17 protein-coding genes are annotated in these 20,158 nt (G+C 58.2%); 13 read left to right on the forward strand and 4 right to left on the reverse strand.

Annotation, left to right across the window (positions count from 1 at the left end; genetic code table 11):
* Window positions 1–18: 18 nt before the first annotated feature.
* On the reverse strand, window positions 19–1,389 hold the full coding sequence (locus CLV41_RS22935; RefSeq protein ID WP_208987689.1) for a hypothetical protein: 1,371 nt from the start codon (window positions 1,387–1,389) through the stop codon (window positions 19–21).
* A 175-nt stretch (window positions 1,390–1,564) separates the two neighbouring features.
* Window positions 1,565–2,170, reverse strand: coding sequence for a DUF1134 domain-containing protein (locus tag CLV41_RS22940; protein ID WP_103224818.1), 606 nt, complete (start codon window positions 2,168–2,170; stop codon window positions 1,565–1,567).
* A 126-nt stretch (window positions 2,171–2,296) separates the two neighbouring features.
* On the opposite strand from CLV41_RS22940, the gene CLV41_RS22945 reads away from it, so the two are divergent.
* The 8 genes from CLV41_RS22945 (at window position 2,297) to CLV41_RS22980 (ending at window position 10,792) form a co-directional block, all read left to right on the forward strand.
* Window positions 2,297–2,782: a YHS domain-containing (seleno)protein gene (locus tag CLV41_RS22945; protein ID WP_208987690.1), complete on the forward strand. Its 486-nt coding sequence runs from the start codon at window positions 2,297–2,299 to the stop codon at window positions 2,780–2,782.
* Between the two features lie 179 nt (window positions 2,783–2,961).
* Window positions 2,962–3,606 carry a histidine phosphotransferase ChpT gene (gene chpT, locus CLV41_RS22950; protein WP_103224820.1) on the forward strand — a complete coding sequence of 215 codons (645 nt, stop codon included), beginning with the start codon at window positions 2,962–2,964 and terminating at the stop codon, window positions 3,604–3,606.
* A gap of 133 nt (window positions 3,607–3,739) precedes the next feature.
* On the forward strand, window positions 3,740–6,523 hold the full coding sequence (locus CLV41_RS22955) for a hybrid sensor histidine kinase/response regulator (protein WP_103224821.1): 2,784 nt from the start codon (window positions 3,740–3,742) through the stop codon (window positions 6,521–6,523).
* Window positions 6,520–7,011, forward strand: coding sequence for a chemotaxis protein CheW (locus CLV41_RS22960; RefSeq protein ID WP_103224822.1), 492 nt, complete (start codon window positions 6,520–6,522; stop codon window positions 7,009–7,011). The genes CLV41_RS22955 and CLV41_RS22960 overlap by 4 nt, the downstream gene beginning before the upstream one ends.
* Before the next feature lie 37 nt (window positions 7,012–7,048).
* Window positions 7,049–7,414 (forward strand): response regulator, encoded by a 366-nt coding sequence (locus tag CLV41_RS22965; RefSeq protein ID WP_103224823.1) that lies wholly within the window; start codon window positions 7,049–7,051, stop codon window positions 7,412–7,414.
* Window positions 7,415–7,428: 14 nt separating this feature from the next.
* Window positions 7,429–8,649: a protein-glutamate methylesterase/protein-glutamine glutaminase gene (locus CLV41_RS22970; RefSeq protein ID WP_170107302.1), complete on the forward strand. Its 1,221-nt coding sequence runs from the start codon at window positions 7,429–7,431 to the stop codon at window positions 8,647–8,649.
* Window positions 8,646–9,530: a CheR family methyltransferase gene (locus CLV41_RS22975; protein ID WP_103224825.1), complete on the forward strand. Its 885-nt coding sequence runs from the start codon at window positions 8,646–8,648 to the stop codon at window positions 9,528–9,530. The genes CLV41_RS22970 and CLV41_RS22975 overlap by 4 nt, the downstream gene beginning before the upstream one ends.
* 290 nt (window positions 9,531–9,820) lie before the next feature.
* Complete coding sequence (locus CLV41_RS22980) at window positions 9,821–10,792, forward strand: MBL fold metallo-hydrolase (RefSeq protein WP_103224826.1); 972 nt, start codon at window positions 9,821–9,823, stop codon at window positions 10,790–10,792.
* An 83-nt stretch (window positions 10,793–10,875) separates the two neighbouring features.
* Here the strand turns inward: CLV41_RS22980 and ctrA are convergent, their stop codons facing one another.
* Window positions 10,876–11,568: a response regulator transcription factor CtrA gene (ctrA, locus tag CLV41_RS22985; RefSeq protein ID WP_068406317.1), complete on the reverse strand. Its 693-nt coding sequence runs from the start codon at window positions 11,566–11,568 to the stop codon at window positions 10,876–10,878.
* Between the two features lie 374 nt (window positions 11,569–11,942).
* On the opposite strand from ctrA, the gene fliI reads away from it, so the two are divergent.
* The 3 genes from fliI to CLV41_RS23000 all read left to right on the forward strand — a co-directional run bounded on the left by fliI (window position 11,943) and on the right by CLV41_RS23000 (window position 14,424).
* Window positions 11,943–13,268, forward strand: coding sequence for a flagellar protein export ATPase FliI (gene fliI, locus CLV41_RS22990; RefSeq protein WP_103224827.1), 1,326 nt, complete (start codon window positions 11,943–11,945; stop codon window positions 13,266–13,268).
* 28 nt (window positions 13,269–13,296) lie between these two features.
* The gene (gene fliJ / locus CLV41_RS22995) at window positions 13,297–13,698 is read left to right on the forward strand and encodes a flagellar export protein FliJ (protein ID WP_103224828.1); all 402 of its coding nucleotides are present in this window, start codon (window positions 13,297–13,299) and stop codon (window positions 13,696–13,698) included.
* 276 nt (window positions 13,699–13,974) lie between these two features.
* Complete coding sequence (locus CLV41_RS23000; protein ID WP_103224933.1) at window positions 13,975–14,424, forward strand: paraquat-inducible protein A; 450 nt, start codon at window positions 13,975–13,977, stop codon at window positions 14,422–14,424.
* Window positions 14,425–14,529: 105 nt separating this feature from the next.
* On the opposite strand, the gene CLV41_RS23005 is transcribed toward CLV41_RS23000, so the two are convergent.
* Entirely contained in the window at window positions 14,530–15,645 is a 1,116-nt protein-coding gene (locus tag CLV41_RS23005) for a DUF2336 domain-containing protein (RefSeq protein WP_103224829.1), read from the reverse strand.
* A gap of 415 nt (window positions 15,646–16,060) precedes the next feature.
* On the opposite strand from CLV41_RS23005, the gene CLV41_RS23010 reads away from it, so the two are divergent.
* Both CLV41_RS23010 and glpD read left to right on the forward strand, forming a co-directional pair.
* Window positions 16,061–18,406 (forward strand): mechanosensitive ion channel domain-containing protein, encoded by a 2,346-nt coding sequence (locus tag CLV41_RS23010; RefSeq protein ID WP_208987691.1) that lies wholly within the window; start codon window positions 16,061–16,063, stop codon window positions 18,404–18,406.
* Window positions 18,407–18,579: 173 nt separating this feature from the next.
* A complete protein-coding gene (gene glpD / locus CLV41_RS23015) occupies window positions 18,580–20,100 on the forward strand; it encodes a glycerol-3-phosphate dehydrogenase (RefSeq protein ID WP_103224830.1) in 1,521 nt (506 codons plus the stop codon).
* Window positions 20,101–20,158 lie beyond the last annotated feature (58 nt).

Below are 20,158 nucleotides of genomic sequence, written 5' to 3' on the forward strand. Positions count from 1 at the left end.
CAAGTTCCAGAGCGCCGATCAAGCCACATCTTTCTTTTTCTGTTTTGAGGATTTCGATGTTTCGCCTGGTTCCGAGCTCCGCCTTTGCCCGCTCTGCACAATGGGGGCTGTCCCCGCCGGCTCTGCCGCCACAGTCGTTTCCTTGCCGCGCTGGGACGCGACGATGCGGCTGACCAGGGCCTGCGCGGCGGAAGCTATCTCCGCGGTTCTCGCTGCTGCGGGGCTTTCCACCGGCTTTTCCGCAGGGGACGGCTGAGGGTCACCGTCAGCCGGTTTTACGCCGTTGACGCTGGCAGTGGAGGTGGCAGTGATGGTGGGAGGCTGCACCGGTTTCATGAGACTGCCGGCTTGAGGCGCGCCTGCCTGCGGTTTGGCGGTTACCTGACCGCTCCCGGTGGTTTTGGGAGCCGGAGCAACCGAAACGGCCTGCGCGGCGGAAAGTCTGGCGGCAAGCGCCCGGAAATCCTTGCGTAATTCGACAAGTGCCGGGACCGTGGCGAGGTCCTTCTGAAGCTTGACCATCTGGCCGGACATGCGCTCCAGGGCTCTTTCCCTTGCTTTCAGTTCGGCCTGCTGGCGCAGATTCTCGCCGGTGACCTTTTCAATCTGCGCACTCAGGCGTTTCTGCTGTTCCGTTTCGCTGATATTCGCGGATTCCAGCAGCATCGACAGCCGGGTCACCTCAGCTTGAGCGGAAACATATTGCGATTCCGTATCGACAAGCTGGCCCTCAAGTTTGGCGAGGCGGGATTTGGCGGCCTTGTCGCGCGAGGCTTCGACCTCACCGGCAACAGTGGGTTCATATCTCGCCAGCTTCGCCTTCAAGGTGGCGACCTCGGCCTCAAGGCCGGTGATGGTGGTCAGGGCCATGGTGTCGGCCGCCGGCAGCCAGCCGGTATCGTCTTCTTCGGAGCCGGCGGTTCCTGTGCCGGATTTTTCTTCCGACGTCTCGACCCAGCTCGCCGCCAGGGCTTTCTCGGCATCGGACAGTTCGAGCTTGAGCGTTTTCACTTCTTCCGTGAGCAGGTCGATTGCCTGCTGATCGCCCTGCATCGCCGCGATCTTGGTCTCAAGCTCCGCGATCCGGGAGGCATGGGCTTTCTTCTGAGCTTCGATTTCCAGCTTCACGCTGGTGGCTTCGAGCTGAAATTTCGCAGCTTTTTCCCGTTCAGCGTCAAGCTGCCGTTCGACGCGGCGAAACTCGACCGCGTGTCTTGCTCTTTCCTGATCCTGCGCGGCCCTGACTTCGGCGTAGCTGGAGGGGTTCACGGCGCGCAGGGCTTCTTCGGTCAGACGGGCGGCCCGGCGATAAAAGGCAGGCAGGATCGCGAGGCCGATCAGACCGGCCGTGCAAAACCCAAGTGCCACATACATCGCTGCTTCGATCAAGTCAGGCTCCCGCTTGCGTTTTCAAACGCCACCTTTCCATCATTAGACGACACAAGGCCTGTCGCCAAGTATACTCAAATCAAAGTGTTAAACGTGGTATACATGACCGGTTACGTCTGTGACGCAGAGCACCATTGTTCCTCTTTAATATAGAGGGCAAATGCAGGCCCGTAGCCTAGAACGGATTCCACGTCGGTTGTTCGGTAAATTTCAAATATCCCATATTCACGCCGAGACGCGCGCCGACACCGGCCCGGACCGGAACCAGAACCATCTGATCTCTCAAAAGCACAGTCATGCCGACACCGCCGACCAGGTAAGCGGAGCCGTTGAGGCCGGCAAACCGTGCATAGATCGAATTCACCGAGGGAAGATTGTAGACCAGCATCATGACACGGGCGCCGTCGGCACCGAAATCCCAGCCGACAGAGGGGCCCTGCCAGAAGACCTTATGATTTCCGGCATTGCGGGTATAAAGATGGCCTTCACCGTAGCGCGCGCCGGCGACAAAGGCGCCGGAGCCTTCCTCACCGAGGACGTAGCCGTTCGGCTCGCCGTAACTTGAAAAGGCCTTCTCGACGACCGAAGCCAGTCCGCCGGACACGGACCCGAAGAACTGATGCCCGGTCTTCATGATTTCGTCTTCGCCGTAGGTCTGATCGGGCGGGATCGGTTCGTTGCCGGAATTCTGGGCGAACGCCGGATGGAAGCCGGTATGGAAAACCAGGCACACAAGCACCGCGGAAATCAGGGACACCACTCGCAGGGACCTTCGCGCCATTCGATAAATCTCCTCGTCACAAACCAGACCGCGCGCAAAATTGCCGTTCGGCGAAGCCGCGATGCTAAACTGACGTCACCTCATGCTGATTCGCATGTGTCCATGCATCTTACATAAGCCGAATCGATGAAAAGCTGGCCTGAAAAAAAGACATGGATGTGTCTTTCCCTGGTATTGACACTTCATCTGTGTGTTTTTGCAGGTGACAGTCTTGCCCGTCCCCAGGTTTTTGTCCCCGATACGATCAGCGGATATGCGATCGGCGGACATGATCCGGTGAGTTATTTCGTTGACAGTCGCCCGCGCCAGGGTAGCCGCCGGTACGAATTTAAATGGGGCGGTGCCGAATGGATCTTCGTCAACGAGGGCAATTTAGCCGCCTTTCAGCGCGATCCGGATGCCTATGCGCCGCTTTTCGCGGGATGTGGCGGCTACGCGTTGTCCGAAGGGTTCGCTGCGGCCGGCAATCCCTTCATCTATGCCATCGTGGAGGGAAAGCTTGTGTTCTTCCATTCCGTCGTCAACCGGTTCCTGTTCCTCGTCAACGGCACGCAACTGATGAAAGCCGCGCAAGAAAACGCGGCAACAGTCGGGTGCATTCCTGAACTTTAGGTCTGTCTGTCAGACGCCAGGGCCGTCCTCTTGCAAGGCTATTGGGAAAACTTTCATCTGGAAGATCCCGCGCGCCGGGTAACCGCGCCTTGGCACAGGCTTGCGGGATGTGTAAATCTTTAGCCAAACATCGCGAATCATGTCCTTGCTGGGATTTTCAAGAAGAGCTTCATACCGTCATGTCCGCACTTAAAGAGCTATCCTCTCTGGACCTTGCCGCCCTGGTGGCAAGCCGCGTTTGCCACGATATCATCAGCCCTGTCGGCGCAATCACCAATGGCCTGGAGGTTCTCGACGAAGAGGGCTCGGAGGACATGCACGAGTTCGCGATGGATCTGATCCGCAAGAGTGCGCGTCAGGCATCGGCGAAACTGCAGTTCGCGCGGCTGGCTTTCGGAGCCGCCGGTTCAGCGGGGGCGGAGATCGATCTCGGCGATGCCCAGGTGGTTGCGACCGGATTCATGGAAAACGAAAAGTCCGATCTGACCTGGGAAATCGCCCGGCATCTTATGCCAAAGAACTACGTCAAGCTTCTTCTCAACCTGATCCTGATCGCCAATCAATGCGTTCCGCGCGGCGGAGAGATCAGGGTGACCATGGAAGGTGAGCCGAAGTCACCGTCCTTTACGCTGCATGCGAGCGGTCTCAATCCGCGGATACCGCTCGGCATGAAGGAAACATTGAGCGGCGAGGAGCCGGAAAGAGTTGACGCGCATTCCGTGCAGCCGATCTACACTTTGCTGCTTGCGCGTGAATCCGGTATGGTATTAGCGATAGACAAACAAGAAGAATTGGTAAAAATTACAGCCTTTCCGACAGAATAAAGACGTCGATCAAAAGTTTCGACCTGTTTCAGCGTATCTTAACTGTTTGCCCCCAACCTGCTCTCATGGACTTCTCGGTCCAGACATCCTTTTCGGGATGCGGAACCAGTAACAAGTCGGGTGAGAGCAGGCGATGGATGACCTCCTCAGGGAATTTATTACCGAGACGAACGAAAGTCTCGATGTTGTTGACGTAGAGCTCGTAAAATTCGAGCAGGAACCCAACAACGCCACCATTCTAGATAACATTTTCCGTCTGGTGCATACGATCAAGGGCACTTGTGGATTTCTGGGCCTTCCCCGGCTTGAAGGAATTGCGCACGCGGCTGAAACGCTTATGGGCAAATTCCGTGACGGTGCGCCCGTCACACAGGAAGCCGTGTCGCTCATTCTTATATCGATCGACCAGATCAAGGACATTCTCGGCGAGCTTGAGGCCGGCGAAGGCGACGAGCCTGCCGGCGATGACAGCGAACTGATTTCCAAGCTGGAAGCGATGTCGGCCAAAGCCGATGCCGCCATGGCCGGCGAAGGTGCCGAAGCGGACGCAGAAGTAGCTCCCGCAGAGGCTGACGTGGCGGAGCAGGAGCCTGAACGCGCCCTTCGTCCCGGTGAGGTCTCGCTCGATGAACTGGAGCGCGCTTTCCGCGAAACGGAAATCGAAGTCGAGACTGTCGAAGCGGAAGTTGTTGAAACACAGGAAATCACCGCTGAAGCCGACAAGCCTGCGCCTGCGGAAGAACCCGCGGCCGCACCTGCCGCCGCGGACGTAAAGAGCGCAGCCAAAGCCCCGGTGAAAAAGCCCGACGGCGAGACCGGTGAGAAGAAATCTTCCGGTGGCGGTGTTTCCAACAAGAGCATTCGTGTCGCGGTCGATACGCTCGAACACCTGATGACCATGGTGTCTGAGCTGGTTCTGACCCGGAACCAGCTTCTGGAAATCGTGCGCCGTCACGAAGACAGTGAATTCAAGGTGCCGCTTCAGCGCCTTTCCAATGTAACTGCCGAGCTGCAGGAAGGGGTCATGGCGACCCGGATGCAGCCGATCGGCAATGCGTGGCAGAAACTGCCGCGTATCGTCCGCGACCTCAGTCAGGAACTTGAAAAGCCGATCGAACTGGAAATGATCGGTGCGGATACCGAACTGGACCGCCAGGTCCTTGAGATGATCAAGGATCCGCTCACCCACATGGTTCGCAATTCCGCCGACCATGGGCTGGAGGGTCCAGAGACGCGCCGTGCCGCCGGCAAAGTCGAAAAAGGCACGATCACCCTCGCCGCGTATCATGAAGGCGGCCATATCATCATCGAGGTCCGCGACGACGGCGCGGGCATCAATGTCGAGCGGGTGAAGGCAAAGGTTGTGGAGCGTGGCCTGGCCACGGAAGCCGACGTCGACAAGATGACGGATGCCCAGATCCACAAATTCATCTTCGCGGCCGGCTTCTCCACTGCCGCCCAGGTGACCAGCGTGTCCGGCCGCGGTGTCGGCATGGACGTGGTGCGGAACAATATCGAACTGATCGGCGGTACGGTCGATCTTCGCTCGACGCCGGGTAAAGGTTCGAGCTTCATCATCAAGATTCCGCTGACGCTGGCCATCGTTTCGACGCTGATCGTCGAAGCCGCTGGCGACCGGTTCGCGATTCCCCAGCTTTCGGTGGTCGAACTGGTGCGTGTGCAGACCAATTCGGAGCACAGGATCGAGCGGATCAAGAATACTCCGGTCCTGCGCCTGCGCAACAAACTGCTGCCGCTTGTGCATCTTTCCCAGCTGCTCGGCATCTACGAGGGCGAACATGAGGAAGAGGCAATCAACTCGGACAACGGTTTCATCGTTGTCATGCAGGTCGGCAGCCAGACTTTCGGTGTTGTTGTCGATGGCGTCTTCCATACGGAAGAAATCGTGGTCAAGCCGATGTCGACCATGCTGCGCAATCTGGGCATGTTCTCTGGAAACACCATTTTGGGTGACGGCTCGGTAATCATGATTATCGATCCGAACGGAATTGCCAGCGCCATGGCGAGCCATGCGTCCAGCTCGGTTGCCGAAAGCGAGGAAGACGAACAGGAAGGCCTGCAGAGCAAGGCCACTTCCGGACAGAGCTCGATCTCGCTTCTGCTGTTCCGTGCAGGTGCGCCCGAACCGAAGGCTGTGCCGCTTTCGCTGGTCACCCGCCTGGAAGAATTCGAGGTTTCGAAAATCGAGCGGTCCAACGGACGCGACCTCGTCCAGTACCGCGGAGCGCTCATGCCGCTCGTCTACGTCAACGAAGGCGACCGTCACAAGACGGAAGGCACGCAGCCGATGCTGGTCTTCTCCGATGCGGGCCGGTCCATGGGCCTCGTCGTCGACGAGATCGTCGATATTGTCGAGGACCGCATGAATATCGAAGTCGGGTCGGAACGTCCCGGTGTTCTCGGCTCCGCCATCGTCAAGGAACGGGCAACCGAAATCATCGATCTCGGCTTTTATCTGCCGCAGGCCTTCGAAGACTGGTTCATGCGCAAGGAAATGGACATCGCGTCCCTGACGAAAAAAGTACTCTTCGTCGATGACTCGTCCTTTTTCCGGAACATGCTGACGCCGGTGCTGAAAGCGGCCGGTTACGACGTCACCACCTGTACCGGTCCGCAGCAGGCCCTGGACCTTCTGGAAGACGGCGAAAAGTTCCATGCGATCGTCAGCGATATCGAGATGCCGGAGATCAACGGCTTCGAGTTCTGTGAATCGCTTCGGCGCGATCCGCGCTTCCGCCAGATTCCGGTCCTCGCCCTGTCATCGATGGTCACACCCGCTTCGATCGAGCGTGGCCGCCAGGCGGGCTTTGACGACTATGTCGCGAAATTCGACCGTCCCGGCTTGATTGCCGCTCTGAAAGATGTCTTCTCCGGTGAAATGGGAGCAGCAGCATGAATGTGCTGGAACACAAAATCGACGTGGATCACAATGCAGCCAGTGACATGATCCAGTATGTGACCGTGGTGATCGGAGGCCAGCTCTTCGGCCTCCCGATTTCCCAGGTCCATGACGTGTTCGTTCCCGAGAGCGTTACCCGCGTGCCGATGTCCGCCCCGGAAGTCCAGGGCGTGCTCAACCTGCGTGGCCGTATCGTTACCGCGATCAACATGCGGCGCCGTCTCCACCTGCCTCCTCTCGAAGAGGGGCAGATGATGGCTGTCGGCATCGAGTACAAACACGAAAGCTACGGTCTGGTTATCGATACCGTCGGTGAAGTGCTGACATTGTCGTCCTCTTCGGAGGAACCCAATCCGTCAAACCTGGATCGCCGCTGGGCGGAAATTTCGGGCGGCGTGCACCGCCTGGAGGGTAAGCTGATGGTGATCCTGGATGTTGACCGCCTGCTCGGTTCCATGTTCACGGAACCATCGGTTGCGGCATAAGCAGGCCGGAAGCGGCCGTTGAGTGGAGTTACGCCTGATGAAACAGTGCCTTGTAGTTGATGACTCAAGCGTCATCCGTAAGGTCGCCCGCCGGATCCTGGAAGATCTGCAATTCGAGATCACCGAAGCCGAAGACGGCCAGCAGGCGCTCGACGAATGCAGGAAGACCATGCCGGACGCGATCCTCCTGGACTGGAACATGCCGGTGATGGACGGTCTTGAATTTCTGACCAGCCTCAGGGCCGAAGAAGGCGGGGAAAGTCCGATTGTTGTTTTCTGTACGACGGAAAACGACGTTGCGCATATCGCGCGGGCCATTCGGGCAGGTGCCAACGAATACATCATGAAACCCTTCGACCGGGAAATCGTCGAAGCCAAGTTTCAGGAAGTTGGTCTTATCTAGTCTCCAGTTGGGCGATCTCAATGGCATTTGCGCAAAGAATTTCTGCCGGCGCCAGTCCCGGCAGCGATCCCATCAAGGTGATGGTGGTCGATGATGCGGTGGTGATCCGCGGCTTGCTGACCCGGTGGCTCGGAGAAGACAAGGATCTCAAAGTCGTCGGCTCGCACAGAAACGGCAAACTTGCCGTCGAAGACATCGAAAAAAGCAATCCGGATGTCGTTGTGCTCGATATCGAGATGCCGGAGATGGACGGTATGACCGCTTTGCCGCTTATGCTGGCCAAAAAGCGTGACCTCATCGTTATCATGGCATCTACGCTGACCCGCCGTAATGCGGAAGTCAGCCTGAAGGCCCTATCTCTCGGGGCGTCCGATTATGTCCCCAAGCCGGAATCCACTTCCGAAGTGACGACGTCGATCGACTTCCGCCGGGAACTTGTGGAAAAGGTCAAGGCGCTCGGGGCGCGGGCTCAGCGCATGCGCGCTCCGGCACGCTCCATGCGCGCCGAAACCAGCGCGGGCCGGGTCTCGCACCCGGCAACGCCAGTCACGTCACGCCCGGCAACGGATACGCGGGCAAGCTTCCGCGGCGCCGCGCAGCCGGCGGCCGCAGCGGCGAAGACGCTTCAGACAAGGCCCTATTCCTCGGCCCGTCCGCGCATTCTGGCCATCGGCTCGTCCACCGGCGGGCCCCAGGCCCTGCAGGAAGTGATGAAGGAAGTGGGAACGGCAATGAATGAAGTTCCGGTTGTCGTCACCCAGCATATGCCACCGACCTTTACCGCGATCCTTGCCGAGCATCTGGGCAAGGCTGCCCTGCGTCCGGCAAAGGAAGGGGAAGACGGCGAAATTCTTCAACCCGGCAACATCTATGTGGCGCCAGGCGGAAAACACATGATCCTGGAAAAAGACGGCGGCGCGGTGAAGATCCGCCTGACGGACGGGCCTCCTGTGAATTTCTGCAAACCCGCCGTCGATCCGCTGTTCGACAGCGTCGCGAAGGCCTACGGGTCCGCGTGTCTTGCTGTCATTCTGACCGGAATGGGACATGACGGCGCGGATGGTGTCAAAACCATCACCGCAGGCGGAGGCAGTGTCATCACGCAGGACGAGGCAACCAGCGTCGTCTGGGGCATGCCCGGAGCGGCCGCGCACACCGGAATGTGCAGCGACATCCTACCGTTGAAAGACATTGGACCGAAAATCGGGCGCATATTGAAGGGGAACACGAGATGACCCCTGGCGAATTCGAGTTTCTGAAAAACTTTCTGAAGACCCGCTCCGGCCTGGTTCTGTCGAATGACAAACAGTATCTGGTTGAAAGCCGGCTTCTGCCGATTGCGCGCAGTTCGAAGCTGGAGACACTGAGTGCCGTTATCCAGACCCTTCAGCGCAGCGGCAACCGCGCGCTCGAAACGGACGTTATCGAGGCGATGACGACAAACGAGTCGTTTTTCTTCCGTGACAAGACGCCGTTCGACAATTTCAGGGACACCATGCTTCCGGCGCTGCTGCAAAGCCGGTCGAACTTCAAGCAGCTCAAGATCTGGTGCGCCGCGGCCTCCAGCGGGCAGGAACCCTATTCCCTGGCGATGTGCCTGAAGGAAGAGGCAGCCAAGATGGGCGGCTGGCGGACCCGAATCCTGGGTACCGATCTTTCCCTGGAAGTGCTGGAGAAAGCGAAAGCCGGTCTCTACAGCCAGTTCGAGGTCCAGCGCGGTCTGCCGATCCAGTTGCTGCTGAAATATTTCGAGCAGAAGGGCGACATGTGGCAGATCGGCGCCCCCATGCGGTCAATGATCGAGTGGAAAAAACTGAACCTTCTGGAAAACTTCGCACATCTGGGAGAGTTCGACATCGTCTTCTGCCGGAATGTGCTGATCTATTTCGATCAGGCGACCAAGTCGGAGATCCTGGCGCGGCTCGCGAAATCGCTTCCGGAAGACGGATATCTGGTTCTCGGCGCCGCGGAGACGGTCGTCGGCCTGACTGACGCGTTCAAGCCCGTTCCGGGCAAACGCGGGCTGTTTCAGAAAAAACCGGCAGTTCATGCGGCAACCGGTCCGGGCGCGAGCACGCGGTTCGCCGCCGGCGGTGTGGCCGGACTGCGCAGATAGCTCCACCCGTGAGAGAAAAACAAAAGGCGGCCAATGGTCGCCTTTTTTCATGTCTCACGCGATCGTGACCCGCTGGCCGGCTTCGGTGGACTGAGATAAACTACTCAGATCATTTGTAAATTTCCCGCAAGTGGAACTTGACAGCGGATCGGGTGCCTGCCTTGGGCCTGCTCCACTTGCCAGTTCAGCCAAGCTTTCCATCTGTTTGCAGATACGTTTGGGTCCTCGGGAAAGCGCGGTTTTCCTAAAGAGGGCCGGGTCATGCGTCCGCATCAGAAGAGAGTGGGAAAATGAGCGAGATAAAAGTTGAACTGACACGCCGGGCGGCACTGCTCGGGGCTGGAGGCGCGCTTGCCGGAGCGGGGCTGGCGGTATCCTTGCCGGCACAGGCGGCAGCCGCAAAGCAGGGTTCCCTTGCCGCGCCGGTGGCGCGCTATCCGCTCGGCGGATTTGAGATCAACACACTTCTGGACGGAGCGGTGACCCTTCAGGAACCGCAGAAAACCTTCGCAATGAATGTCGAAGCGGACACGTTCTCAGCGACCTCGGCGGAAAACTTCGTTCCTGATGATTCGTTTCAGATCAGCTTCACGCCGACCCTGATCAACACGGGCAGCGAACTGATTCTGTTCGACACCGGCAACGGCGAAGATGCGCGTCCGGGGCGCGGCAACATGCGTGCCGCGCTGGAAAATGCCGGTTATACGCCGGAACAGGTGGATGTGGTGGTGCTGACGCACATGCACCCGGATCACATCGGAGGGCTCATGGAGGGCGGAGCACCCGCCTTTGCCAACGCGCGCTACGTGACGGGCCAGAAGGAATACGATTTCTGGGCGGCAATGGATCCCGAGGCCAACGGTGTCACCAAGCTGATGGCATCGCATGTCAAGCCGCTGGCCGAGAATATGACATTCCTGAACGACGGCGGTGCGGTCACGTCGGGAATTACGGCGATGTCCGCGCCAGGCCATACACCCGGACACATGATCTACATGATCGAGAGTGACGGCAAGCAGCTTGCCCTGACGGCCGATACCGCGAATCACTTTGTCTGGTCCCTGGCCTATCCCGACTGGGAAGTCAGGTTCGACATGGACAAGGAAACCGCCGCGTCCACACGCAGGACGGTGTTCGGCATGCTGGCCGGCGACAAGGTCCCGTTCGTCGGCTATCATATGCCGTTTCCGGCCGTCGGGTATGTGGCGCAGGAAGGCAGCGGTTTCCGCTACGTGCCTGCCTCCTATCAGCTGCATCTGTAACTCTTGCGGTCACAGGCTGAAAGTCAGCAAAAAACCCCGGGCAAGCCGGGGTTTTTTAAATCTCGCCGGATACCTCTTGAGGTTCAGGCGGCCGCTTCGACTTCCGGTTCGCGCAGCACATAACCGCGTCCCCACACCGTTTCGATGTAGTTCTTGCCGGAGGTGGCCGCAGCCAGCTTCTTGCGCAACTTGCAGATGAAGACGTCGATGATCTTCAGTTCCGGCTCGTCCATGCCGCCATAAAGATGGTTCAGGAACATCTCCTTGGTCAGCGTGGTGCCCTTGCGCAGCGAAAGCAGCTCGAGCATCTGGTATTCCTTGCCGGTCAGATGAACACGCTGCCCGCCGACTTCGACGGTCTTGGTATCCAGGTTGACCTTGAGGTCGCCGGTAATGATGACCGACTGGGCATGGCCCTTGGAACGGCGGACAATCGCATGGATCCGCGCGACCAGTTCGTCCTTGTGGAACGGCTTGGTCATGTAATCGTCCGCGCCGAAGCCGAGACCCCGGACCTTGTCCTCTATCCCCGCGTTCCCGGAAAGGATCAAGATCGGTGTCTTGACCTTTGAGACGCGAAGTGTCCGAAGAACCTCATACCCGGACATGTCCGGCAGGTTCAAATCCAACATGATGATGTCATAATCGTACAGTTTGCCGAGGTCGATGCCTTCCTCGCCAAGATCTGTCGTGTAGACGTTGAAGTTCTCGGACTTCAGCATCAGTTCGATGCTCTGCGCTGTCGCGCTATCATCCTCAATCAACAGTACACGCATTGCCAATCCCCTTATTCTGCCTTTTCTGGGCAAGTCGCAACGGCTCTGTCGGTGTGCGCTACGAAGGACTGCTTGTTAACCCCGACTCAAAGCTATCGGTTAATGGTTAACAAAATATGATTCGTAGCGGCAAGTACCGAATGGAGTAATCTGTGAACAACGGTCAACTTGTTGAATCCCCAGAAAAAACACTGATTCACAAATCTTAATGTTGCACTTTAAGAAACGGATCCAACCGACTCCATTCAGATTCCTTTCCACATAGCCGTCGTGACTTCGAAATGGCTCTCGCTTGTCAGCCTTCCAAAGGTTAAGATTAACCAGAGTCGTAAACGATCGGTTACCAAAACCGTTAACAGGGGAAGGAATCTTAATTGAAGGCGCTTTTTGCCGAGATTGATTCGCTTTTGCCGACCGAAATTTACGGTCGGGTGACTGCTGTTAAGGGTCTTCTTGTGGAAATCGCCGGGCCGATTCACGAAATGAGTGTCGGTTCGCGTCTTCTGATCGACAGCGGGGAGGCTAATCCGAAAGTTCCGGCCGAGGTCGTCGGGTTCCGTGAGGGGCGTGCGCTTTGCATGCCATTTTCCGGGCTTGAAGGCGTGCGGATGGGCTGCAAAGCGGTGATCAGTTCCCGCGAAAGTGTAATGCATCCCGGCAATGCCTGGCTCGGCCGGGTGGTTAACGCACTTGGTGAACCGATTGATGGTAAAGGACCTCTTTCAAATGGCGGAGTGCCTCGCAAATTGCGAAGTTCACCACCGCCGGCCTCCGAACGTAAACGGGTCGGACCGCCGCTCGATCTCGGTGTGCGGGCTCTGAACAGCTTTGTTACCTGCTGCGAAGGCCAGCGTATGGGCATCTTCGCTGGCTCAGGGGTCGGCAAATCCGTGCTGATGTCGATGCTGGCGCGCAACACCCGCTGCGACATCGCCGTGATCGGTCTGATCGGCGAGCGGGGCAGGGAAGTCCAGGAATTCATTGAAGACGATCTTGGCGAGGATGGGCTGGCGCGGTCCGTGGTCGTGGTCGCCACATCCGACGAAAGCGTTCTCATGCGCCGTCAGGCGGCCTATTTGACCATGACGGTCGCCGAACATTTTCGCGATGAAGGCAATAATGTCCTGTGCATGATGGATTCAATCACCCGGTTCGCCATGGCCCAGCGCGAAATCGGCCTGTCGATCGGCGAACCGCCAACTTCCAAGGGCTATACCCCGACCGTTTTCACCGAACTGCCACGCCTGCTGGAGCGCGCCGGCCCCGGTGTGGAAGGGACCGGTTCGATCACCGGCCTGTTCACGGTGCTTGTGGAAGGAGACAATCACAACGAACCGGTTGCCGATGCGGTCCGCGGGATACTGGACGGCCATGTGGTGATGGAGCGGGCGATCGCCGAACGCGGGCGCTATCCGGCAATCAATGTGCTGAAGTCGGTCTCACGAACCATGCCACGCTGCGTGCCGCCGGAACAGCTTCCGGTTCTGCGCAAGGCAAAGCAGTTGTTGTCGACCTATACGGATATGGAAGAGCTGATCCGTCTCGGGGCCTACCGGAAGGGATCGGACCCGACGGTCGACGAAGCCATTCACCGGTTTGAGCTGATAGACGATTTTCTCAATCAGGGAAAAGACGAGGCAACGAGTCTTTCTGAAGGATATCTGCAACTCGCCAACCTTTTGGAAATGACTCTGGACTAGACTGCCCTTGCAAGGGGAGTATTGAGTAATGAAAACCCGAGACAGTTTGATCCGTTTGAAGCGGTTTCAGGTTGATGAAAAGCGGCGGCAGCTTGCTCAGATCGAGAGCATGATTGCCGAGTTCAATCGTATGGCCGATGAACTTGATGAACAGATCCGTTCCGAGCAGGAGCGGGTCGGGATTACCGATGTCACGCATTTTGCCTATCCGACATTTGCCAAGGCCGCGGCGGACAGGCGCGACAACCTGCGCAATTCGGCTCATGAACTGGACGATCAGCTTCAACGCGCCCAGGACGAGTTGAGCGAAGCGATCGAAGAGTTGAAGAAATTCGAGCAACTTGAAGAGCGTGACCAGCAGCGCGAGCGCACGGCTCAGGAAATTGCCGAGCAGGACCAGCTAGACGAAGTCGCCTCACGGCTGAGGTAGCGCATCCGGCGGGCAGCGAGGCTGTTCCCGCGCTTCGGTAGATTCCCCGGCCGCCTTCCTCCCGGGAGGCTGAACGATTTTGCCCGACTGTTCGTGGCAGCGGTCGGGTTTATGCTTTTTGAACGGAATGTTATAGGGAAGGCATGGTCGCTGTTGCGTGCGTGTCCGTCACTTGTCTCGCCGGCCTGAATGCAGGTTACTCAATTTCAAAATGCCGGAGCATTCCGAACGCCGTAACCCGGGCGCTGGATGTTCTGCCGAAGCACGGCACCCTTCATGCGGTTTTTTCTGGCTCTGCTCCTCCCTGTTTCGACCTTTTCCTTCGCTTTGGGTCTCACACAGCCGCTGATGCGGTTCGAAAGGCTGTATTTTCTCGAGGACCGGCCTTCTCTGGTGGAAATGATCCTCAGCCTTTGGCGTGAAGACGAGACCCTGCTTGCCGCGATCGTGGCGCTGTTTTCTGTCGGATTTCCGGCGGCCAAAATAATTCTCACTCACGTTGCTGTCATCACCGGCGGAAAGAGCCGATCGCTGGTGCTGTTGTCTATGGTGAGCAAGTGGTCAATGCTGGATGTGATGCTGGTGGCGCTGGTCCTGTTCGCGGCAAAAACCAGCGGACTGGCCGCAGCGGCCATCCTGCCGGGCTTATGGTTTTACGCGGCGGCGACACTCTCGACGGCGGTGGCTGCGAGTTTATGCGCACGCACCTATACCCACAGCAGCTAGTTGTGAGCTTTCAACAGGTTGTCCGGGTCTAGGTTGAGTCGACTGATCGGCGTCTTGTCTTTTATGCCGCCATGCGGCCTGACTGAGGGGCGGTGTCAGGCCGGTCTATTCCGTCGGCTGGGGCACGGATGGCTGCTGGAGCGGTTTGGGCTTTTTCGCCCCCCGGTTCGCCTGAAAATCACCGCAGCGGGATTGTCTGATCGTCGCGGTGCTTTCAAGATGCCGTTTATAGGCTTGCGTCCATTCCGATCCCTGAGCGGCGGGTAGTTTCAGATGGCCGCAGCGGGTCCTTGCAAACAGAGCAAAGGTAGACGTCTCCAGTCCGGTTTTGGCCGCGATTTTCATCACCAGTTCCAGCTTGCCGTTGAAAACGGCTTCCTTGAAGGCTTTGGGAGAAGTCCTTCCACGCACGCCGAGCAATTCCACCGCATGGTCGAAGCGCCCGTCCTGCAGCAGCAGGATCATGAGTTCATCGACAGTCATATCCGCGCGTTCGGCATCCTGCCAGAGCGAATTGATGTCAGGGTTTGCCAGGGCGGCGCCGAAATCCCGGCGCAACGCTTTCAGCCGGGCAATCTGATCGAGCTGCTCCTGCGTCAGGGATCCTTCGATGATGCCGTGCAGCCGTTTCCTGGCCTCCTCGTTGACAAGAGGCAGCAAGGCCCGGCAGGCGGTCGGGGACAAATCGGATCTCAGCGCCAGATCTTCCCTCAGCACCACGTCTTCTTCCGCGAGCTTGACAAACAGGAGCATCGTTTCGCGAGACAGCCGGATTCCGCGGTTGCCGGCCAGCAACCGGTTTACCGTCCTGTCATTCCTGGCGGCCAGAGCATCGGATACTTCGGTGGAAAGGTCGTTACGGCGCGCGAGTGCCTGCAGGTGGGTCAGGCTGAACCGATCGGTGAAATCAAGCAGGTCTTCCTGGGTGAAGACAGGGCAATCGGCCAACAAAGGCATCGCCACTGTGATGTCATCCTCGGCCATCCGGCATGCAAGATCATGCGGAACGTTTTCCAGCGCTGCAAGCCTCAAGGCCAGATCCGTCCGGTCCGTCAGAGAGCCTGTGTTGTAGAGTTTCAGGATGACTTCGGCGAAGATCGAAAGCTCTTGTTCCGTCCGCTGCTCGAGATCGGAGACGACAAGTTCGCTCACCTGCGCAAACAGGTGCTTGCGAGATTCTATTGTCCCTATTTGCGCAAGTTTTAAAATAGAACTCGCCATTTTTCCTCCACAGCGAGTCACATTGGGATAAATACTATTAGTAATACGTTACCTAAATAGAATTCCGTAAAAATAACAGCTTATTCCTGTCTCTGGCATTCAAATGTCTCGGTAGTTGTGCTTAATTTTTGGTTGATTTTATGGAAAGTCGCAACTTTATCGCGATATGCCGTCGCCGATGAAAATCCAGTCAAGTCTCCCATCCAGGTCGCGGGCCCATAAGTCGGGCTGGTATGGCACGGCGGCGTGTAGCCATTTTCGTTCCTGGTCGAGGAGCAAACCGCTTCAAAGCAGTTCATTCTCATCTATAGCTCGAGTATAGCTCCGGGAGCCTTTCCTTCCCGGACGGTTCTTCCTTATTGTCTGAACCGGGACGAGAGACCTTTACAACGCCTGGAAGCGGATTGAATTTGAAATGAGACGTTTGCGCCGAAGCCTTGGCACCCTGATCGGGCTCTTATTTTTCTGCGTGATGCCGGCGGCGGCACAGAACGCCGATACCCAGCAAAGCAGTTCGGCAGAAGTTGCACAGGCGAGCGATGCGCTCATCAATGTCCTGAACGATCCGAAGAGCCGGGCGGCTCTCATCGAACTTCTTAAACAGAGTGCAAGCGAGACACAGAACGCAGGCGAGACCGGGAGTGCGCCAGAAGAAGCGTCTACCCCGGGCGATTCGATCCTGCCCGTTTTGCGTGGCGCCGGTCAGCCGGACGCGCCGGCTGCTCAATCCGACCAGAGCCAGAGCGCCGCCACGAGCGAAAATTTCGCGCTCAGAGTTGGAGAATACACGCGCGAGCTGGTCGATGACGCGGGACTTGTTCTTGCACAGTCCGTGAGGCCCCTTCATGGCCTGATCAGGATCGGGCGCGGGGAAATCCCGATCAAGTGGGAACAGGTGAAATCGATTGCCGGTCAGGTTCTTGTGGTGCTTCTGGCGGCCTATGCCGGTCTGCTCATAAGCAAGGCTGCGATGAAACTGCTCTATCCGAGAATGTCCGCCATCGCAGGCAGGCGCGGCGGGCTGATGCGCAGTTTCATTCTCATCCTGACGTCGGTTCTTGACGCGATAGCGGTCGGACTTGGTTGGGCCGTGGGCAATGCGGTCGCGCTCGCAGGTTATGGCGAGCTTCAGGCCGGTGTCACGCTTCAGGAAAGTCTGGCGCTGAATGCATTTTTCATTGCCGAACTGGCCAATGTCGCCCTGCGGTTCATTTTCGTTCCCGCGCACCGGCAATTACGCCTTTTGCCGTTCACGGACAAAGCCTCCCGTTACTGGAGCAGCCGTCTGCACCTGTTTGTGTACTGGATCGTCTATGGCTTGTTTCTGGTGGTTCCGGTCGCCAATATCGCCGCGTCCTTTGTTCTGGGCAACGCTTTGCGATTTCTGGTCGTGTTCCTGGGAACACTCTATCTCTTGGCCCTCGTACAGAGGAACCGGCAGAATGTGTGCCAGGGTGTGAGCGACTATGCGCAAACGCTGCAGAGCACGCTGGCAAGCCGTGTTCTGGCAGTCGGCGGCCGCGTCTGGCATTTCGCGGCCTACGGATACCTTGCCGCCGTTTTCATAATCTGGGTAACCCGCCCCTTCGATGCCACGTCCATAATCCTGCACGCCACCGGTCTGTCCATTGTGGCGATCGCCACCGGGATACTGGTTTCTCTGGTTCTTACGAGCGTCATCAAGGACGGCATCCCGCTTCCGGGCAGCATGCAGACCAGTCTGCCGGCGCTTCACAGACGATTGAACGCTTTCGTTCCCAGGATACTGAAGATCATCCGGTTGGCCGTTTTCCTTGTCACGGTCCTGGCGCTCATGGAAATCTGGGGTATCCTGAGCGTGGTCGACTGGATCGCAAGTGAAACCGGCTTCCGCTTGCTGAGCGGCTACGGCTCGGCGTTCCTTGTTGTGCTGGTGGGCTTCCTGATCTGGCTGGCGGTGATGTCCTGGGTCGATCTGCGCCTGCAGGAACGGTCCGGCCGCCTCGTGACCGCCCGGGAAAGAACTCTCTTCCAGCTGTTCCGCAACGCCTCCACCGTTGTCATCATCGTGATGGTGGCGCTTCTGGCCTTGTCCGAAATCGGCGTGAACATCGGTCCGCTGATCGCCGGTGCCGGTGTCGTTGGCCTGGCGATTTCCTTCGGGGCGCAAACGCTGGTGAAGGACATCATCACAGGGGCTTTCATTCAGATAGAAAACGCCATCAACGAAGGCGACGTGGTGACGGTTGCGGGCATCACGGGGACCGTGGAGGGGATTACGGTCCGTTCGGTGCGCATCCGGGATCTCGACGGCACCACCCACATCATTCCGTTCTCCTCAGTCGACATGGTGTCGAACTTCATGCGCGGCTTCTCCTATCATGTCGCCCTGATCGGCGTTTCCTACGACACGGATATCGCCAGCGCCAAAGAGGCGATGACGGAAGCCTTCCGACGCCTGCAGGCGACCGACTACAGTTCCAAGATCTTCGGGGATCTGGAGATGCACGGCGTTACCAACTTCGCCGCAAGTTCGATTGATATCCGTGCCCGTATCAAGACCACGCCGGGTGACCAGTGGTCGGTCGGCCGGGCCTACAACGAATTCGTCAAAGAGGTTTTCGACGAACGCAGTATCGAAATTCCATTCCCGCAGGTCACCTATCATGCAGCAATGCCGCCCTACGGGGCGGACGCCAAGGGAACCAAACATCGGGGTAAACTGGAAGCCGCATCCGCCGATCCGGCTGACGATGCGCCTGCCGAGGATGAACCCACTTAACGTTCAGCAATTGGATCGGAAGCACCGTCGGGTTTCCACGGCCCCCGGCTTGCAGCGGGACCGGGACGGTGGATATTTGCGCGCATGAAAATGGTGATTGAATTTCGTGAAGTTTCGTTTTATTTTCATTTCTTGCTGAAATCGCATGTGAGCGCGAGCCGGAGACGGAGATCATGACGGCTGACTACGACCTGTTGATCATTGGCGGGGGCATTAACGGAACGGGGATCGCCCGGGACGCGGTGGGCCGCGGTGCATCGGTCATGCTCGTTGAAATGGGAGACCTCGCCGGAGCGACATCCTCGGCCTCCACGAAACTCATTCACGGCGGGCTGCGCTATCTGGAATATTACGAGTTAGGTCTTGTTCGCAAGGCGCTGAAGGAACGCGAAGTGCTGTGGCGCGCGCTGCCGCACATCGCCCGCCCGCTGCGTTTCATCCTGCCGCATCACAAGGATCTGCGCCCTGCCTGGGTGCTGCGTCTCGGCCTTTTTTTCTACGATCATCTGGGAGGCCGGGAACTGCTGCCGGCAACCAAAACAGTCCGGCTCGACAGCGGGGCGTATTCCCGTGGTCTCAAGCCTTTGTTCAAAAAGGGATTTGAATATTCCGATTGCTGGGTGGACGACGCGCGCCTGGTGGTCCTGAACGCACTCGATGCCACCGATCGGGGAGCAAAGGTGCTCACGCGGACCAAATGCATTGCGGCGCGCCGGGAGGGGGGGCTTTGGAAGGTCGTCCTGCAGGATCTTGGCTCGGGCGAGGAGAAGACGGTGAGCGCGCGCGTGCTTGTCAATGCGGCCGGTCCCTGGGTCGCCGAAATGCTGCATGGCATCGCCGGGACCCGGAGCAAGGCCAAGGTCCGTCTGGTCAAAGGCAGCCATATCATCGTGCCGAGCCGGTTCGACCATGACCGCTGCTTCATTTTCCAGAACGGGGATGGCCGGATCGTCTTCGCGATCCCCTACGAGCAGGACTTCACGCTGATCGGCACGACCGATGTCGACTATCACGGGGATCTGGGCACGGTTCGCACTTCCGGCGAGGAGATCGACTATCTGTGCAAGGCCGCCAGCGAATATCTGGACACGCCCGTCACGCCCGAAGATGTGGTTCACACCTATTCCGGGGTCCGGCCGCTCTACGACGACGGAGCAAAGGACGCCAAGGCCGCGACCAGGGATTATGTGCTTGAACTGGAAGGTGGGCAGACGGAGCCACCGGTGCTTTCGGTTTTCGGAGGAAAGATCACGACGTACCGGAAGCTTGCGGAGGAAGCACTGAAAAAGCTGGAGCCCTATCTGCCGTTCAAACGTGGCGTCTGGACAGCCTATGCGCCCTTGCCAGGCGGAAACTTCAAGGTGGATGGATTTGACGCCGAAGTGGCGCGGCTTGAGAAGGATTTTCCTTTCCTGGACACATCCTTCGCGACCCGCCTGATCCGTCTTTACGGTACCGATGCAAGGCTGTTTCTGGGTGAGGCTGCCTCGCTGGAGGATCTTGGCCGCCTGTTCGGTTCGAACCTTTATGAACTCGAGTTGAAATGGCTGATCGATCGGGAATGGGCGCGCACGGCTGACGACGTGTTGTGGCGGCGGACCAAACTCGGCCTGGTTCTCAGCGCGGCAGAGGCCGGCGAGCTGGACAGCTTCATGTCGACCTATCTTGCCGAGCGGACCGGCGCTGCGGCATAGTTTCCCGCATATGATGTCCATTTGCCGGCCTCGCCGGCAATTGCGTTGAAACAAGCAA

The organism is Roseibium marinum, assembly GCF_002906165.1.
GTDB classification, from domain to species: Bacteria; Pseudomonadota; Alphaproteobacteria; order Rhizobiales; family Stappiaceae; genus Roseibium; species Roseibium marinum.

Excerpts from the sequence above, each read along its gene's own strand:
- CLV41_RS23005 (WP_103224829.1), bottom strand. The coding sequence starts at position 15,645 with ATGGCGAGTTCTATTTTAAAACTTGCGCAAATAGGGACAATAGAATCT.
- CLV41_RS22940 (WP_103224818.1), bottom strand. The coding sequence starts at position 2,170 with ATGGCGCGAAGGTCCCTGCGAGTGGTGTCCCTGATTTCCGCGGTGCTT.
- chpT (WP_103224820.1), top strand. The coding sequence starts at position 2,962 with ATGTCCGCACTTAAAGAGCTATCCTCTCTGGACCTTGCCGCCCTGGTG.
- fliJ (WP_103224828.1), top strand. The coding sequence starts at position 13,297 with ATGAAAACCCGAGACAGTTTGATCCGTTTGAAGCGGTTTCAGGTTGAT.
- glpD (WP_103224830.1), top strand. The coding sequence starts at position 18,580 with ATGACGGCTGACTACGACCTGTTGATCATTGGCGGGGGCATTAACGGA.
- CLV41_RS22960 (WP_103224822.1), top strand. The coding sequence starts at position 6,520 with ATGAATGTGCTGGAACACAAAATCGACGTGGATCACAATGCAGCCAGT.
- CLV41_RS22945 (WP_208987690.1), top strand. The coding sequence starts at position 2,297 with ATGAAAAGCTGGCCTGAAAAAAAGACATGGATGTGTCTTTCCCTGGTA.
- CLV41_RS22980 (WP_103224826.1), top strand. The coding sequence starts at position 9,821 with ATGAGCGAGATAAAAGTTGAACTGACACGCCGGGCGGCACTGCTCGGG.
- CLV41_RS23010 (WP_208987691.1), top strand. The coding sequence starts at position 16,061 with ATGAGACGTTTGCGCCGAAGCCTTGGCACCCTGATCGGGCTCTTATTT.
- CLV41_RS23000 (WP_103224933.1), top strand. The coding sequence starts at position 13,975 with ATGCGGTTTTTTCTGGCTCTGCTCCTCCCTGTTTCGACCTTTTCCTTC.
- ctrA (WP_068406317.1), bottom strand. The coding sequence starts at position 11,568 with ATGCGTGTACTGTTGATTGAGGATGATAGCGCGACAGCGCAGAGCATC.
- CLV41_RS22965 (WP_103224823.1), top strand. The coding sequence starts at position 7,049 with ATGAAACAGTGCCTTGTAGTTGATGACTCAAGCGTCATCCGTAAGGTC.
- CLV41_RS22975 (WP_103224825.1), top strand. The coding sequence starts at position 8,646 with ATGACCCCTGGCGAATTCGAGTTTCTGAAAAACTTTCTGAAGACCCGC.
- CLV41_RS22955 (WP_103224821.1), top strand. The coding sequence starts at position 3,740 with ATGGATGACCTCCTCAGGGAATTTATTACCGAGACGAACGAAAGTCTC.